Origin of the sequence: Romboutsia faecis (genome assembly GCF_014323405.1) — a bacterium.
In the GTDB taxonomy this organism is placed as follows: Bacteria; Bacillota; Clostridia; order Peptostreptococcales; family Peptostreptococcaceae; genus Romboutsia_E; species Romboutsia_E faecis.
Map to the genome: position 1 here is coordinate 192,543 of NZ_JACRWE010000005.1, position 16,738 is coordinate 209,280.

At 29.7% G+C, this 16,738-nt stretch carries 14 protein-coding genes; all 14 read left to right on the forward strand.

What is annotated here, in order from left to right:
* The first annotated feature begins 56 nt into the window (after nt 1-56).
* The 14 genes from yajC (at nt 57) to aspS (ending at nt 16,328) form a co-directional block, all read left to right on the forward strand.
* Nucleotides 57-335 (forward strand): preprotein translocase subunit YajC, encoded by a 279-nt coding sequence (gene yajC, locus H8923_RS12405; protein WP_153971831.1) that lies wholly within the window; start codon nt 57-59, stop codon nt 333-335.
* 58 nt (nt 336-393) lie between these two features.
* The gene (locus H8923_RS12410; protein WP_147539845.1) at nt 394-756 is read left to right on the forward strand and encodes a TIGR04086 family membrane protein; all 363 of its coding nucleotides are present in this window, start codon (nt 394-396) and stop codon (nt 754-756) included.
* Nucleotides 757-821: 65 nt separating this feature from the next.
* Nucleotides 822-965, forward strand: a complete 144-nt coding sequence (scfA, locus tag H8923_RS12415; RefSeq protein WP_094368636.1) for a six-cysteine ranthipeptide SCIFF — start codon at nt 822-824, stop codon at nt 963-965.
* A 325-nt stretch (nt 966-1,290) separates the two neighbouring features.
* Nucleotides 1,291-2,664, forward strand: coding sequence for a thioether cross-link-forming SCIFF peptide maturase (scfB, locus tag H8923_RS12420; protein WP_153971830.1), 1,374 nt, complete (start codon nt 1,291-1,293; stop codon nt 2,662-2,664).
* A 5-nt stretch (nt 2,665-2,669) separates the two neighbouring features.
* On the forward strand, nt 2,670-3,170 hold the full coding sequence (locus H8923_RS12425; RefSeq protein WP_153971829.1) for a gamma carbonic anhydrase family protein: 501 nt from the start codon (nt 2,670-2,672) through the stop codon (nt 3,168-3,170).
* Nucleotides 3,171-3,444: 274 nt separating this feature from the next.
* Nucleotides 3,445-5,109 (forward strand): ABC1 kinase family protein, encoded by a 1,665-nt coding sequence (locus H8923_RS12430; RefSeq protein ID WP_187127938.1) that lies wholly within the window; start codon nt 3,445-3,447, stop codon nt 5,107-5,109.
* An 11-nt stretch (nt 5,110-5,120) separates the two neighbouring features.
* Nucleotides 5,121-7,601 (forward strand): single-stranded-DNA-specific exonuclease RecJ, encoded by a 2,481-nt coding sequence (gene recJ / locus H8923_RS12435; protein ID WP_153971986.1) that lies wholly within the window; start codon nt 5,121-5,123, stop codon nt 7,599-7,601.
* A gap of 13 nt (nt 7,602-7,614) precedes the next feature.
* Nucleotides 7,615-8,127 (forward strand): adenine phosphoribosyltransferase, encoded by a 513-nt coding sequence (locus H8923_RS12440; RefSeq protein WP_153971828.1) that lies wholly within the window; start codon nt 7,615-7,617, stop codon nt 8,125-8,127.
* 74 nt (nt 8,128-8,201) lie between these two features.
* A complete protein-coding gene (locus tag H8923_RS12445; protein ID WP_153971827.1) occupies nt 8,202-10,415 on the forward strand; it encodes a RelA/SpoT family protein in 2,214 nt (737 codons plus the stop codon).
* Between the two features lie 10 nt (nt 10,416-10,425).
* On the forward strand, nt 10,426-10,875 hold the full coding sequence (gene dtd / locus H8923_RS12450; protein WP_153971826.1) for a D-aminoacyl-tRNA deacylase: 450 nt from the start codon (nt 10,426-10,428) through the stop codon (nt 10,873-10,875).
* Between the two features lie 12 nt (nt 10,876-10,887).
* Nucleotides 10,888-11,505, forward strand: coding sequence for an MBL fold metallo-hydrolase (locus H8923_RS12455; RefSeq protein ID WP_153971825.1), 618 nt, complete (start codon nt 10,888-10,890; stop codon nt 11,503-11,505).
* Between the two features lie 112 nt (nt 11,506-11,617).
* Complete coding sequence (hemZ, locus tag H8923_RS12460; RefSeq protein WP_153971824.1) at nt 11,618-13,090, forward strand: coproporphyrinogen dehydrogenase HemZ; 1,473 nt, start codon at nt 11,618-11,620, stop codon at nt 13,088-13,090.
* On the forward strand, nt 13,080-14,342 hold the full coding sequence (gene hisS, locus H8923_RS12465; protein ID WP_153971823.1) for a histidine--tRNA ligase: 1,263 nt from the start codon (nt 13,080-13,082) through the stop codon (nt 14,340-14,342). The genes hemZ and hisS overlap by 11 nt, the downstream gene beginning before the upstream one ends.
* Before the next feature lie 201 nt (nt 14,343-14,543).
* Nucleotides 14,544-16,328, forward strand: a complete 1,785-nt coding sequence (gene aspS, locus H8923_RS12470) for an aspartate--tRNA ligase (RefSeq protein WP_187127939.1) — start codon at nt 14,544-14,546, stop codon at nt 16,326-16,328.
* The last annotated feature ends 410 nt before the right edge of the window (nt 16,329-16,738 follow it).

Consider the following 16,738-nt stretch of genomic DNA (forward strand, 5'->3'; position numbering starts at 1 on the left):
TTAATATATAATGTTTATTATATTTTAAAAATTTAATATAAAGGAGATGAAGTAACATGCAAAGTTGGATAACTGTGATATTAATGTATGCAGCAATATTCGCTGTATTCTATTTCTTATTTATAAGACCTCAAAAGAAGAAAGAAAATGCTTTAAAGGAAATGAGAAATAACCTAAATGTTGGTGATAAAGTAACTACTATAGGTGGTATAATAGCTAATGTAGCTAAAGTTGAAGAAGATTCTGTTGTATTAGAAATAGGACCAAACAGAACTAAAGTTCCATTTGAAAAATGGGCTATAGGAACTGTTGAATCAAAAACAGAACAAGCTTAATAATTAGTAATTTTTAAACCTTCCCTTGAATATATATTTTTCGAGGGGAGGTTTTTTTATGGAAAAAACTAATCATGTTTTAAAAGGGCTAGGGTACTCTTACATATTAACTTTAGCAATATTATTAATATATAATTTAGTATTAACTTTTACATCTGTATCCGGAAACACTATTGCTATGGTTACTTCTATTATAACTACTGCATCTGCTGCTTTTGGCGGATTTTATGCATCAAAGCATATAAAGGAAAAGGGCCTTATATATGGATTGATAGTTGGTCTATTGTACATAGTGTGTCTTATAGTAATAGTTTACTTAGCTCAGGAAAAATTTACTTTTGAGGCTGACATGCTATATAAAATATTCTTAACAACTTTAGCTGGAGGCATAGGTGGTGTATTAGGAGTTAACTTCAAATAAATACCACAAAAGGTATAAATTATGATATAATCAATAAAGATTTATAAAATAGGAGGTAATTTAAGATGGAAAAGAAACATGTAAAAACTTTATCTCAAGCTACTTTAAAAAACAGTGCTGCTAAAGGTGGATGTGGAGAATGTCAAACATCTTGTCAATCAGCTTGTAAAACTTCTTGTACAGTAGCTAACCAAGAGTGCGAAAGATAGTTAATGATAAGATAGGATAAGAATATGAGGAAGGGAGTTGTCTTGGGTGGTTTTTATCATCTGTGATTACTTCCTTTTTTTATAGATAGCTTAGAGTTATATGGACATAAGATTCATTTTGTTATTTTTTCTAAAATGTGGGTAATAAGGGAATGTTATTGCCTAGATTTTACATAAGATATATAATAAATATTGGTGTTTAGTACCGGTATAGGCAAAATATGTTGATTTTATAGATTAAGATAGTTTTGACAATTGAGTGTGGACAGGATTTACATATAGATTGGAGAAGCGAAAGCGAATTTTTATAGGAGGAGTTTTTGTAATGAGTATGATACATAAGTTTTCAATGAACGGATACAATATAGTTCTTGATGTCAATGGTGGAGCAGTTCATGTATTAGATGATGTTGCTTATAGAGTTTTAGATTTTTATAAAGAAAAGTCTAAGGAAGAAATAGTTGAAGCTTTAAAGGATGAATATAGCACTGATCAGGTATTAGAGGCTTGTGATGAAATAGCTAACTTAGAAGAAGAAGGTCTTTTATATACTGAAGAAGTATATAGTACTCATCCAAGTTTTGTAGATAGAAAGAAAGTTGTTAAAGCAATGTGTTTACATGTTGCTCATGATTGTAACTTAAAATGTAAATACTGCTTTGCTGCACAAGGAGATTTCGGTGGAAGTAAGGAATTAATGAGCTTTGAAGTTGGTAAAAAGGCAATAGATTATTTAATAGCAAACTCTGGAAATAGAAGAAACCTTGAAATAGACTTCTTCGGTGGAGAGCCATTAATGAACTTTGATGTAGTTAAACAATTAGTTGAGTACGGAAGAAGTGTAGAGAAGGAACATGGTAAAAATATAAGATTTACAATAACTACAAATGGTATATTACTAGATGATGAAAAAATAAAATACATAAATGAAAATATGCATAATGCAGTTTTAAGTTTAGATGGTAGAAAAAATGTAAATGATAATATGAGACCTACTTTAAATGATAAAGGAAGTCATGATATTATTTTACCTAAGTTTAAAAAGCTTGTAGATGAAAGACCAAAAGATAAGTATTATTATATAAGAGGAACATTTACAAGAGAGAATTTAGATTTTGCTGAGGATGTTATGTATTTTGCAGAACAAGGATTTAAATTAACTTCTATAGAGCCAGTTGTTGATGATGAATCTAATCCATATGCTTTAAGAGAAGAAGATTTACCAAAAGTATTTGAAGAATATGAAAAACTAGCTGTTAAATATGCTGACATGCAAGTTGAAGGTGATGATTTTAAATTCTTCCACTTTATAGTAGATTTAAATCAAGGTCCTTGTGTAATAAAAAGAATAACTGGATGTGGTGCAGGTAATGAATACTTAGCAATAACTCCAGAAGGAGATATATATCCTTGTCATCAATTCGTTGGAAATGATGAGTATAAGTTAGCTAACATAATGGATGAAGAAGTAGTTCTTCCATTAGATATAACTAATAAGTTTAGAAATGCTCACGTTTACAGTAAAGAAGAATGTAAGAAGTGTTGGAACAAATTCTACTGCTCAGGTGGCTGTCATGCAAATGCAATGAACTTTAATGGTGATGTTATGAAACCATACGAGCTTGGATGTGAAATGCAAAAGAAACGTACTGAATGTTCAATAATGATACAAGCCAAAAAAATGTTAGAAGGGAAGTAAAATCTATGATAAAAGGGTTTAAAGGAATTGAACCTAAGATAGACGAATCTGTATTTGTAGCACAAAGTGCTGATATAATAGGAGAAGTAATTATAGAGAAGAACGCTAGCATATGGTACAACGTGGTTATTAGAGGTGATGAACAACCGATAACCATTGGAGAAAATACAAATATCCAAGATGGGTCTGTTGTACACACTGGATGGGATGTTCCTACTGAAATTGGAAATAATGTAACTGTAGGACATAAAGCTTTAATACATGGATGTAAAATTGGAGATAATACTTTAATAGGTATGGGATCTATAGTTTTAGATGGTGCAGAGGTTGGAGAATTTACTTTACTTGGTGCAGGAAGCTTAGTTCCTCCAGGTAAAAAAATACCTTCAGGGGTACTTGCTATGGGATCACCTGCTAAGGTAATTAGAGAACTTTCAGATACAGAGAAAGAAAGTATTAAAAAATCTGCACTAGACTATATAGAAAGTGCGAACAATCATAAATAAATTTAAGGGGCTGTCTTAAATACAGATGAGATAAGATCGGGGCTGGAAGAATAATAATTTTCTATCCATGTAGCTAAAAGATGCTGCAAATGGCTATAAAATTACTATTTCTCCCTTGCCCCGATATATTATCTAATGTATTTAAGAACATGCCCTTTTTAAATTTATTGGATTTAGTGAATAAATAAATTGTAAAAGTGGGAATTGTATTATATAAATATTGTATAGAGGTGCATAATGTTAAAGAGTACGGGTAACTTTAGGAGTGGTAGTTGTGAAGATAAGTTATAAGAATATTAAACGATATAGAGAGATACTACATATACTTATAAAATATGGATTTAGTTTTGCAGTGGAAAAATTAAATATGGAACAAGTTGCTTATAAAATTCCTATAACTAGGCCAAATGAAGAACTAAAACATATGTCTACAGGGGAAAGAATAAGGAAGGCTTTTGAAGAGCTAGGTCCTACATATGTAAAACTAGGTCAAATATTAAGTACGAGAAGCGATATATTTGATCAGGACGTAATTGATGAGTTAAGTAACCTTAGGGATAATGTAGAAGAATTTAGTACAGATATAGCTAGAGCTATTTTTACTACTGAAACGGGGTTAGAAATAGATGAGGTTTTCAAGGAATTTAATAATAAACCTATTGCAGCTGCATCTATTGGACAAGTTTATGAAGCTAAACTTTATTCTGGGGAAGATGTAATTGTAAAAATACAAAGACCAAATATAGAACAAACTATAAAGTCAGATTTAGAGATACTTCAAAGTGGGGCAAGTATACTAAATGACATTGCTAAAGACAATGAAACAAATTTTGAAAATATATTAGAAGAATTTAAAATTCAATTATTGAGAGAGTTGGATTACAATTTTGAAGCTATAAATGCCATAAAGTTTTATGAGATATTTAGAGATAGTGAAGATGTATATATACCAAAGATTTATAGCGAATATACTACTAAGAGAGTTTTAGTAATGGAAAGAATTATAGGTGTAAAGCTAAGTGATATAAGTACGATAAAGTCATTTGGATGGGATACTGAAAAAATAAGTGAAATTGGAGTAAAATCACTATTTAAACAAGTTTTTGAATATGGATTTTTCCATGCTGATCCTCACCCGGGAAATATTTTTGTATTAAATAGTAATTGTATATCGTATATTGACTTTGGTATGGTGGGAATTGTTGATAAAAAGACATTTAGCACGTTAAATAGAATGGTATTAGCAGCTGTAGAAAAAAATGCTGATAAGATTATATATTTACTGGAAGAAATGGGAATAACAAATCAATCTATAGATAAAGAATCCCTTAGATTGGATTTATTATATTTACTTCATTATTATTATGACATTCCATTAGAAAAAATAAGCCTAACTAATATATTTAATGAAATATTTAGGTTTTTTAGAAAGTATAATATTACAATGCCAACGGAGCTTACAACATTAGCCAAAACAATAATAACCCTAGAAGGAACAGCTAGAGAGTTAAATCCAAACTTTACGGTATATTCTATAGGACAGGAGTTTATAAATTATTATTATAGTAATATATTTAATTCAAAATATATATTTGAAAGATCAAAGAATTCAGTAGAGGAGATTTATTTTGATTTAAAGAATATCCCAAAACAGTTAAGAGTTATTCTTAAAAATATAGAAAAAAATAATATTAAAATTCACATAGATGATATAAAAGCACCTAAATTAGAGGAGCAATTAAGTGATCTTACTACTAATATATCTTTAAGTTTAGTTTTAGCATCTTTGGTAGTAGGTTCATCTTTAATAATTGCATCACCTAATATAGAACAAAATATATGGATAAGGTACCTTGCAATAGCCGGTTTCTCGGTTTCATTTTTAGTAGGTCTTGTACTGGTAATAACTATATTTAAAACTAAATATAAGCGGAAGTAGAGGTGAGTAATTTGATTTTTAATAAAAAATGGACCCTAAAATATAAAGGGGAAGTAGAAAAAGATGAGTTAAGTGATAAAATAAAGATTTCTCCGGAAATTAGTCAAATTTTAAAAAATAGAGGAATAAAAGATGAAAGAGATTCAGAGATATTTATGAATCCATCTTTAGATTACTTAAGAGATCCATTTTTAATGAAAGACATGGATAAAGCTGTAGATAGAATAAAGAAAGCTATAGATAATAATGAGAGTATATTTATATACGGAGATTATGATGTAGATGGAGTTTCTTCAACTTCTATTCTTTGTTTGTACTTTGATTCAATTAATTATCCAGTAAGTTATTATATACCAAATAGGTTAGAAGAAGGATATGGAATTAATGAAGAAGCTATAAGAAAAATTAATGATCAAGGTTGTAAGTTAATTATAAGTGTAGACTGTGGTATAACTTCAGTAAAGGAAGTTGAATTAGCAAATGAATTAGGAATAGATGTAATAATAACAGATCATCATGAGTGTCAAAGTGAAATTCCAAATGCATATGCAGTAGTAAACCCAAAACAAGAAGATTGTAACTATCCATTTGATATGCTGTGTGGATGTGGAGTTGCATTTAAATTAATACAAGCATTAACCCCTGAAGATGTATTTAAAACTACTATGTATAATTATTTAGAAATAGCTACTCTAGCTACAATTTGTGATATTGTTCCCTTGGTAGATGAGAATAGAATAATAGTAAAAAATGGTTTAAAACTAATGAAAGAAGGGAAAAATTTAGGATTAAGAGAGCTTACTAAAATATGTGGAGTAGATACCGAAAAAATAGGTTCTTCACATATAGGATTTGCTATAGGTCCTAGAATCAATGCTTCTGGAAGATTAGGATATTCATATTTAGGAGTTCAGCTTTTTACAACTAAAGATGAACATGAAGCACATGAAATAGCAAGAATGCTAGAAGAAAAAAATAATGAAAGACAGATGATAGAAGCAAAAATGTACCATGAGGCTGAGGAAATAATAAAGTCTAATGAAAGATACGAAAATGATAAGGTACTAGTAATAGCAAATGAAGGTTGGCAACATGGGATTATAGGAATCGTTGCATCAAAGCTTACAGAAAAATATTATAAGCCAACAATACTTCTTACAGTAGAAGATGGTGAAGCTACGGGTTCAGCTAGATCTATAAAAGGATTTAGTATATTTGAAGCTCTTATGAAATGTAAGGATTTATTAAATAAGTTTGGTGGACATGACCAAGCAGCAGGACTTGGGCTAGATGCAGATAAAGTAGATATACTTAGAGATGAGGTTAATAAAATTGCAGATTACAACTTAACTTCAGAAGACATGATTGAGAATATCAATGTTGAATTTGAATTAGCTGAAGATAAGGTTAGCTTAGATTTAGTAGATGAATTACATAAATTAGAACCTTTTGGTCTTAGTAATCCAAGCCCGAGGTTTATTATGAGAAATTTAGTTTTAGATGATATATTTACTTTAGGTAAAAATAAACAACATTTAAAGCTTAATGTCTATAATGAAAATACTTATGAGTGTATTGGTTTTAATATGGCTCACTTAAAGGAAAACTTTAATCCTGGGGATAAGGTAGATATATTATTTCAATTAGATGAAAATAATTATATGGGAAATAGAACCGTTCAGTTTTTACTTAAGGATATGAGATTAGCTCATCCTAAAAATGCTATGAAGGATAAACTTTCTTTAAAATTATTTTCAAAAGTAGTTCCAAATAATAAAAATAACTTGTATACTATTAATTCTGGTGATGAAAACTTAATAAGCACAAATGTAAATGGGCAACATATAATAGAAGGTAGTAAAGAGATTAATATATTTGATTATCTAGTCGAAAATACATTAGTAATAGCAAATACAGTAAATGGTTTTTATAGAGCGATATCGGATATTTCTCTCTTAGAGGATGATTTTGATGTCAATTATCGAGAAAATACTGTAAATTCAGCTAAACTACAACTTATATTTTCACCAAATATTGATAAAATAGACGTAAAAAGATATAATAATATTATTCTTTATGATTATTTATATAATAGTAAAGAATATTCGTATCTGAGTGAAAATACTAATCCACATTGTAATATAATTAAATATTATAGTGAAATGGACCAGTTATATTTAAGGAACACAATTAATAACATCATTCCAGAGAGAGAAGAGTTTATAGTCGTATATAAGTTAGCTCTAGTAAATAAAGCTTTTGAATTTGATATGTTAGACATAAAAAAAATATTTAATATTATGCCGATAAAATTATTTGCAATATTAAATGTATTCAAAGAATTATCACTATTAGATTTTAATTTAGATTACAACCAAAATAGAATATCTATAAACTTATTAGAAAAGCCAAATAAAAAATTAAATCTAGATGAGAGTGTTATACTTAAAAATCTAAAAGATTTAAGAGAAGAATATGCAAAGAGCTATTAGGAGGTATTCCAAAATGGATTTAAAAAAAGTAGTAAGAGAAATTGATGATTTTCCAATCCCAGGAATAAGTTTCAAAGATATAACAACATTATTACAAGATGGTAAAGCGTTTAAGTACTCTATAGATGCTATAATAGAAGATTTAAAGGATAAAAATGTAGATGTAATAGTAGGACCAGAAGCAAGAGGATTCTTAATGGGAACACCAGTTGCTTATGGTTTAGGTATAGGATTCGTTCCAGTTAGAAAACCAGGAAAATTACCTTCAGAAGTTGAAAGTTATGACTATGGTTTAGAATATGGAAAAGACACTTTAGAAATACATAAAGATGCTATAAAACCAGGTCAAAGAGTAGCAATAGTTGATGATTTATTAGCTACAGGAGGAACTATGGGAGCTGCAGCTAAACTTATAGAAAAGTTAGGCGGAGAAGTAGTGTCAATGCAGTTTTTAATAGAATTAGAAGAATTAAATGGTAGAGATAAATTACCTCAATACCATATAAACTCTCTAATAAAATACTAAGACTTTTACAATAGTTGGTATATAACCAACTATTTTCATATATATTAAATTTCATACTTAAAATAGGTGGTATTATGCATGATAAACAGCTACAAGAATTAGTTGAACAAATAAAAAAATATGCTCCAAATGCTAATGTGGAGCTAGTGGAAAAAGCTTATTACTTTGGGAAGAAAGCTCATGAAGGGCAATTTAGAAAATCTGGGGAACCTTACTTTATACATCCAATAGCAGTAGCGCATATTTTGGCCTCAATGGAATTAGATATAGAAACAATAACGGCAGGACTTTTACATGATGTAGTAGAAGATACTGAATATACTTATGAAGATATAGAAAAAGAGTTTGGTAAAGAAGTTGCAGATTTAGTTGATGGAGTAACAAAACTAGGTCAAATAAAATACCAGTCAAAAGAAGAAACACAAGCAGAGAATTTAAGAAAAATGTTTCTTGCTATGGCAAAAGATATAAGAGTAATTCTTATAAAGTTAGCTGATAGACTTCATAATATGAGAACATTAAAATACATGTCTCCTGAAAAAGCGAAATCAAAAGCTAAAGAAACATTAGAAATTTACGGTGGTATAGCTAATAGATTAGGGATATCTAAAATTAAGTTAGAATTAGAAGATTTAGCTTTAAGATATACTGATCCAGAAGGATACTATGATTTAGTTGATAAAGTAGCTATAAAGAGAAGTCAAAGAGAAGCTTATATAGAACAAATAGTTGAATTACTAAGTAAAAAAATAGATGAAGTAAATATACATTGTGATGTATACGGTAGACCTAAGCATTTTTACAGTATTTATAGAAAAATGAAAGATAAGCATAAAAGCTTTGAAGAGATATTTGATTTAACTGCTGTAAGAATAATCGTTGATACAGTGAAAGATTGTTATGCTGTTCTTGGACTTGTTCATACATTATGGAAACCAATGCCAGGACGTTTTAAAGATTATATTGCGATGCCAAAACCTAATATGTATCAATCACTTCATACTACAGTAATAGGTCCTAATGGGGAACCTGTTGAAATTCAAATAAGAACTGTAGAGATGCATACAATAGCAGAATGTGGTATTGCTGCTCACTGGAAATACAAAGAAGGAAAAACTAACGTAAAAGAAGATACAGTACAAGAGAAACTTCAATGGTTAAGACAAATGATGGAGTGGGAAAAAGATCTAAAAGACCCACATGAATTCTTAGATGCTTTAAAAGAAGATGTATTCAATAGCCAAGTTTATGTATTTACTCCAAAAGGTGATGTAGTAGAGATGCCTGCAGGGGCTACACCTATAGATTTTGCATACAGAGTGCATACAAATGTAGGTAATAAATGTGTAGGTGCAAAAATAGATGGGAAAATAGTTCCAATAGATTATAAGCTTCAAAATGGTAATATAGTTGAAATATTGACTTCATCAAATTCTAATGGACCAAGTAGGGACTGGCTAAATATTGTTAAGACTCCAAATGCAAAAAGTAGAATAAGACAATGGTTTAAGAAAGAAAGAAGAGAAGAAAATATTGAGAGAGGTTTAGAACTTTTAGAAAAGGAATTTAAAAAATATGGATTACCTTTAAAAGACTCAGCCCTTGAAAAATACATGCTTCAAATAGCTAAAAAGCTTAATCAGCCAAGTGTGGAGGATTTAGTTGCAACTATTGGATATGGTGGAATAATGGTATCTCAAGTTGTTCCTAAACTTAGAGATTATTATATAAAAGAAATTAAGAAACAACAAAAAGATAATGCTAAATCAAAAGAAGAAGAGTTTGAAAAGCATAATCTAAGTGATGCTGAATATAAGAAAAAGAGAAAGAAAAACAACTGTCAAGGTGTTATAGTTGAAGGATTAGATAATATATTAATAAGGTTTGCTAAATGTTGTAATCCACTTCCTGGTGATGAAATTATAGGCTATATAACTAAAGGAAGAGGAGTAGCAATTCATAGAAAAGACTGTGTAAATGCTCAACAAGAAGGTGAATTATTTAAAAATAGATTAATAAATGTAGCGTGGGCTGATTCTGAAAGAGGTAAATTTGAAGGTGAAATCCAAATTAAAGCAGCAGATAGAAAAGGTATAATAAATGATATAACTCATATGGTAGCTGTAGATAAAGCTGGACTTAACGGGATAAATGCTAGAAAAGGAAAAGAAGAGGTTGTTAATATAAATTTATTAATCGAAGTTAATAACATAAATGAATTAAAAGAATTAATGAGAAAAATAAAAGCAATCCCAGGTGTTGAAGAAATATATAGAGTAAAAAATTAGGAGGAACGAAATGAGAGCAGTAGTACAAAGAGTATCTTCTTCTAAGGTAACTGTAGAAGGTCAGGTTACAGGAGAAATAAATAAAGGTTTACTTGTTTTATTAGGGGTAACTCATGAAGATACATCTAAAGATGTAGACTATATTATAGATAAAACTTTAAACTTAAGAATTTTCGAAGATGAAAATGAAAAAATGAATTTATCTCTAAAAGATATAGGAGGAGAACTTTTAGTAGTTTCTCAATTTACTTTATATGGTGATTGTAGAAAAGGTAGAAGACCTAGTTTTTCTACAGCAGCTAGACCAGAACATGCAACTCCTTTATATGAGGAATTTATAGAAAGAGTAAAAGCAGAAGGGATAAATGTTGGAACTGGACAGTTCGGAGCTCATATGATGGTTGACTTAACTAATGATGGACCAGTGACTATATTATTAGATTCAAGTAAATCGTTCTAGGGGGAAAATAAAATGATAATAGAAACAATAGAAGATAGATTTATGGGTGAAAACACATATTTATTAGGTGATGAAAAAAGTAATAAATGTGCAATAATAGACCCAGGAGCAAGTCTTATAGATATATTATCAGCAGTAAGAAATAGAAAATTTACTGTTGAGTATATAATATTAACTCATGGCCATGCAGACCATATAGCAAATGTAAATAAGTTAAAAGCTGAAACAAATGCAAAAATAGTGGCTCATGAAAATGAAGAGGAACTTTTGATAGACAGAAAGAAAAACTTAAGTGTTAGGTTCCCATGTGGCCCTCAAGAGTTTGATGCTGATGTCTATGTTAAAGATAAAGATAGATTAGAATTAGGAGAACTTAGACTTACATTTATTCATACACCAGGGCATACACCAGGTGGAATGTGTATAAAAGTAGGTGATCATATGTTTACAGGAGATACTCTATTTGCTGGAAGTATAGGAAGAACAGATTTCTATGGCGGAGATTTCAAGCAAATGACTAAATCTCTTAATAAACTAAAAAACTATAACGGAAATACAATAATCTATCCAGGTCACGGACCAAGTTCTACAATTGAGATAGAGAAGCTTACTAATCCATACATGGGGTAGTTTAGGTAATAGGGTGGTTGAATATAAGTTTTGACCATCTGTGACCTTCTTCTCTATAACACATAATATGAAATTAGAAGTTTCGTGGTAAAAAAGAGAAGGAGAAGACGTTATGTTAGGTGTAATTTTAAAGGGTCATGATTATAAGTATGAAGTGGCTGAACTGATAAAGTTATTTACTACTCAATTTAAGTTCGTTGATAATAAAGATGTAGGAATGATGTTAGAAAATAGTGTTGTTTTTTATAATGATAAGGTATTTTCTAAGACTGTTTACCTTGAAAATTATCAGGTTATTTATGATTCCCTTGATCATAGAAATATAGAAGGTTTATCAGAACAGGAGATTAAGAAGGTTACTAAGGAAACAATTAAGAGAAGCATGTATAATGTTTTAATGAAGAAGTTTAATTCTTATGTTCCTTGGGGAATACTTACAGGTATAAGGCCTGTGAAGATAGTGCACACTCTCCTTGATAAAAACTTAAGTGAAGAAGATATTAGAGAAAATCTAAAAACTAATTATTTAATTAGTGATGAAAAAATAGATTTAGCTTTAAATATTGCAAAAAGGGAAAGAAAATTTATTTACCCTATAGATGAAAATAAGATTTCTTTATATGTAAGTATTCCATTTTGTCCAACAAGATGTTATTACTGTTCATTCCCTGCAAATCCTTTAAAACAATTTGGACATTTAAAGAAAAATTATCTTGAAAAGTTAATAATAGAGATAAAAGGACTAGCAAAATTACTTCAAGAAACTAATAAAGAAATAGAAACTTTATATATTGGTGGTGGAACGCCTACTACTTTAGATGCAGATGAAATGGACATATTAATAAAGGCTTTATTTAAAGAATTAGATTTAAGTAAGATAAAAGAGTTTACAGTAGAAGCTGGAAGACCAGATACTATAAATAGAGAAATACTAGAATGTTTAAAGAAAAACAATGTTACTAGAATAAGTATAAATCCTCAAACTATGAACCAAGAAACTTTAGATAAAATAGGACGTGGTCATAGTGTTGAAGAAATAAAAGAAGCTTTTAACTTAGCTAGAGAAATAGGATTTGATAACATAAATATGGACTTAATCCTAGGTCTTGAAGGTGAAAATGTTGAGATGGTAAGAAATACTTTAGAAGAAATTAAAAAACTATCTCCAGAAAGTTTAACTGTTCACACTTTAGCAATAAAAAGAGCATCTAAGTTAAAAGAAAAGATGGACGAGTATGTACTTACTCAATATGAAGAGATGGTCAAGATGATTGATTTATCAATGGAATATGCAAAAGAAATGAATCTTAATCCATATTATATGTATCGTCAAAAGCAAATGCTTGGAAATCTTGAAAATATAGGTTATGCTAAGGAAGGATACGAATGCATCTACAATATGCAAATAATGGAAGAAAAACAAAGCAACTATGCATTAGGAGCTGGTTCTATATCTAAGTTTGTATATGTTGATGAGGATCGAATTGAAAGAGTAGAAAACGTGAAGAACGTTGAGCAATACATAGATAGAGTAGAAGAAATGATTGATAGAAAGAAAGAGGAGGTTCTAAAGAATGCTAACTAAAGCACCTAGAGGAACAAAAGACATAACTCCAAAAGAGTCATACAAATGGAATTATGTAGAAAACAAATTTAGAGAAATATGTGGATTATACGGATATGAGGAAATGAGAACTCCAATATTCGAACATACAGAATTATTTAAAAGAAGCGTTGGAGACACTACTGATATAGTTCAAAAAGAAATGTACTCATTCCAAGATAAGGGGGAAAGGGATATAACTTTAAAGCCAGAAGGAACTGCTGGTGTAATAAGAGCATTTATAGAAAATAAATTATATTCTGATGCTCAGCCAACAAAGTTATTCTATATAACACCTTGTTTTAGATATGAAAGACCACAAGCAGGTAGACAAAGACAATTCCACCAATTTGGAGTTGAAGCAATAGGTAGCGATAACCCTTCTTTAGATGCAGAGGTAATATCTTTAGCTATACAATTCTTCAATGAAGTAGGACTTAAAGATTTAGCAGTTAGTATAAACTCAGTTGGATGTCCAACTTGTAGAGCAGAGTACAATGCTAAATTAAAAGAATACTTAGATGCAAAATCAGATGTATTATGTGCTACTTGCTTAGATAGAAAAGATAAAAATCCTATGAGAGTTATAGATTGTAAAAATCCAACTTGCCAAGAGAATTTACAAGATGTACCTTTTATGATTGACCATATATGTGATGATTGTAAAGATCATTTTGAAAAATTACAAAAATACTTAACAGAAATGGATGTTAACTTTATAGTTGATAAAACAATAGTTAGAGGTCTTGACTACTACAAAAAAACTGCATTTGAAATAATATCTAATGATATAGGATCTCAAAGTACAGTTTGTGGTGGAGGAAGATACGATGGACTAGTTGAACAAATAGGTGGGCCAAAGGGAACAAGTGGTATAGGATTTGGTCTAGGTGTTGAAAGATTATTATTAACTATGGAAAACAACAATATAGAAATAGAAAACCCACAATCAACAGATATATACATAGTAACAATAGGTGATGAAGCTAAAACTAAGAGCTTCAAGCTATTAAAAGACTTAAGATACAATCACATTAGTGCTGACAGTGATCACTTAGATAGAAGTGTAAAAGCACAATTTAAATACTCAGATAAAATAAACGCTAAATTCACAATAGTAATAGGTGAAGATGAACTAGCAAATGACAGTGCAACGCTAAAAAATATGAAAACATCAGAACAAATAACTGTTAAATTAAGTGAATTAGTAGAAGAATTAAAAAATAGATTATAAATTTTTTATAACAACTAAATATAATTAATACGAAATAATGCTAATATGAATAGCGTTATATTGATTAAATTTAAAATAAACTTTATACTAAGTAAAGTAAACAAATAACAACCATAACAAAAATATAACATAACAAACAATACGCGCATCAAAAATTATAATATAGGTTTTCCTATATTAACAATTAAAGGAGGACTATAAGTGGAGACTTTAAATGGATTAAAGAGAACTCACTATTGTGGTGACTTAAGAGCTACAAACATAGATGAAGAAGTTGTACTTATGGGATGGGTACAAAAGAAAAGAAACTTAGGTGGATTAGTATTCGTAGATCTAAGAGATAGAAGTGGATTATGTCAAATAATATTTGATACTGATGTAGATGCTGAAGCATTCGCAAAAGCAGAAAAATTAGGTTCTGAATATGTAATAGCTGTAACTGGTAAAGTAAGTGAAAGATCTTCTAAGAACCCTAACTTACCGACTGGTGATATAGAAATAGTTGCAACAAGCTTAAAAGTATTAAATAAATCAGAAACTCCTCCTATCTATATAAAAGATGACGACAATGTTTCTGAAGAATTAAAATTAAAATATAGATACTTAGATTTAAGAAAGCCATCTATGCAACAAAAGTTAATGACAAGAAGTAGAATAGCTAACATAGTAAGAAACTACTTAAGTTCAAATAACTTCTTTGAAATAGAAACTCCTTTCTTAATAAAACCAACTCCAGAAGGAGCTAGAGATTACTTAGTACCAAGTAGAGTTAACCCTGGTAAATTCTATGCGTTACCACAATCTCCACAATTATTTAAACAATTATTAATGGTAAGTGGAATGGATAGATACTTCCAAATAGTTAAGTGTTTCAGAGATGAAGACTTAAGAGCTGATAGACAACCTGAGTTCACTCAAATAGACTGTGAAATGTCATTTGTTGAGCAATCAGATGTTATGGAAATAATGGAAAAGATGGTTCAAGTACTATTCAAAGAAATATTAAACGTAGATGTAGAGCTACCACTTCCAGTTATGACTTATGCAGAGGCTATGGAAAGATATGGTTCTGATAAGCCAGATACTAGATTTGGATATGAGTTAACTAATATATCTGACATAGTAAAAGATTGTGGATTTGGAGTATTTGCTAATGCTACAAAGCCTGGTTTTAGTGTTAGAGGTATAAATGTTGAAGGTAAAGCTGAAGAATTTACTAAAAAGCAAATAGGTAAATTAGAAGATCATGCTAAAACTTATAAGGCTAAAGGTCTTGCTTGGATGAAAGTTGGCGCTAATAAAGAAGTAACTTCTCCAATAGCTAAGTTCTTCTCAGAAGAAGAATTAACAAATATATTAGATAGAATGAATGCTAAAGAAGGAGACTTATTACTATTTGTAGCTGATAAAGATACAGTAGTATTTGATGCTCTAGGTCAAGTTAGACTAGAAGTTGCTAGAAGATTAGACCTATTAGATAATAGCGTTTATAAAATGTTATGGGTAACAGAGTTCCCATTATTCGAAGAAGATGAAGAAACAGGAAGATTTATAGCTAAACACCATCCATTCACATCACCAATGGATGAAGATATAGATAAACTTGACGGAGATGATAAAGCTTCTTTAAGAGCTAAAGCTTACGATATAGTAATCAATGGTTACGAAGTAGGTGGAGGAAGTGTTAGAATATTCAATTCTGATGTTCAAAAGAAAATGTTCGCTGCACTTGGAATGGATGAAGAAGAATCTCAAGAGAAGTTTGGATTCTTATTAGATGCATTCAAGTACGGAACTCCTCCTCATGCAGGTATAGCTTTCGGTCTTGATAGACTTACAATGATACTTACTGGAACTACTAACATCAAAGATGTTATAGCATTCCCTAAAAATCAAAGTGCTGTTTGTCCAATGACAAATGCTCCAGCTGTTGCTGATACAGCTCAACTAGAAGAATTAAATATAGAAGTTAATATAGAAGAGTAGTAAAAAAGTGCTTAGATAAAAGTTCTGGATATTCGAACACCTTCGCTTGGCGTATCTGGTTAACTTTTATTAAGGCACTTTTTTAGTTTTAGAAGTGAAGTTTAATGATATTAACTAATAGTTATTAAGTACTATGAATAATAAAAGAAAATACTATATATAGTATTTAGTAAGAAGATAAACAACAATATATTGCGTAATATATCATTTTTAATAAAAAAATTTAAAAGTTTTTTTATTAACAAATTAGTATTTGCAAGGGGTACAAGTCACCATAGAAATGGGGGCTTTTTTTTGTGCGTAAAATTAGATTTTTTCTTTTATTTTGGGGTAATAAATTGAAGTAATAAAAAATGATTTTAATAAGTTTTAAATGGATTTGATTATAATCAATTAAATAAAGGTGGGAT

Excerpts from the sequence above, each read along its gene's own strand:
- yajC (WP_153971831.1), top strand. The coding sequence starts at position 57 with ATGCAAAGTTGGATAACTGTGATATTAATGTATGCAGCAATATTCGCT.
- H8923_RS12410 (WP_147539845.1), top strand. The coding sequence starts at position 394 with ATGGAAAAAACTAATCATGTTTTAAAAGGGCTAGGGTACTCTTACATA.
- scfA (WP_094368636.1), top strand. The coding sequence starts at position 822 with ATGGAAAAGAAACATGTAAAAACTTTATCTCAAGCTACTTTAAAAAAC.
- scfB (WP_153971830.1), top strand. The coding sequence starts at position 1,291 with ATGAGTATGATACATAAGTTTTCAATGAACGGATACAATATAGTTCTT.
- H8923_RS12425 (WP_153971829.1), top strand. The coding sequence starts at position 2,670 with ATGATAAAAGGGTTTAAAGGAATTGAACCTAAGATAGACGAATCTGTA.
- H8923_RS12440 (WP_153971828.1), top strand. The coding sequence starts at position 7,615 with ATGGATTTAAAAAAAGTAGTAAGAGAAATTGATGATTTTCCAATCCCA.
- H8923_RS12445 (WP_153971827.1), top strand. The coding sequence starts at position 8,202 with ATGCATGATAAACAGCTACAAGAATTAGTTGAACAAATAAAAAAATAT.
- dtd (WP_153971826.1), top strand. The coding sequence starts at position 10,426 with ATGAGAGCAGTAGTACAAAGAGTATCTTCTTCTAAGGTAACTGTAGAA.
- H8923_RS12455 (WP_153971825.1), top strand. The coding sequence starts at position 10,888 with ATGATAATAGAAACAATAGAAGATAGATTTATGGGTGAAAACACATAT.
- hemZ (WP_153971824.1), top strand. The coding sequence starts at position 11,618 with ATGTTAGGTGTAATTTTAAAGGGTCATGATTATAAGTATGAAGTGGCT.
- hisS (WP_153971823.1), top strand. The coding sequence starts at position 13,080 with ATGCTAACTAAAGCACCTAGAGGAACAAAAGACATAACTCCAAAAGAG.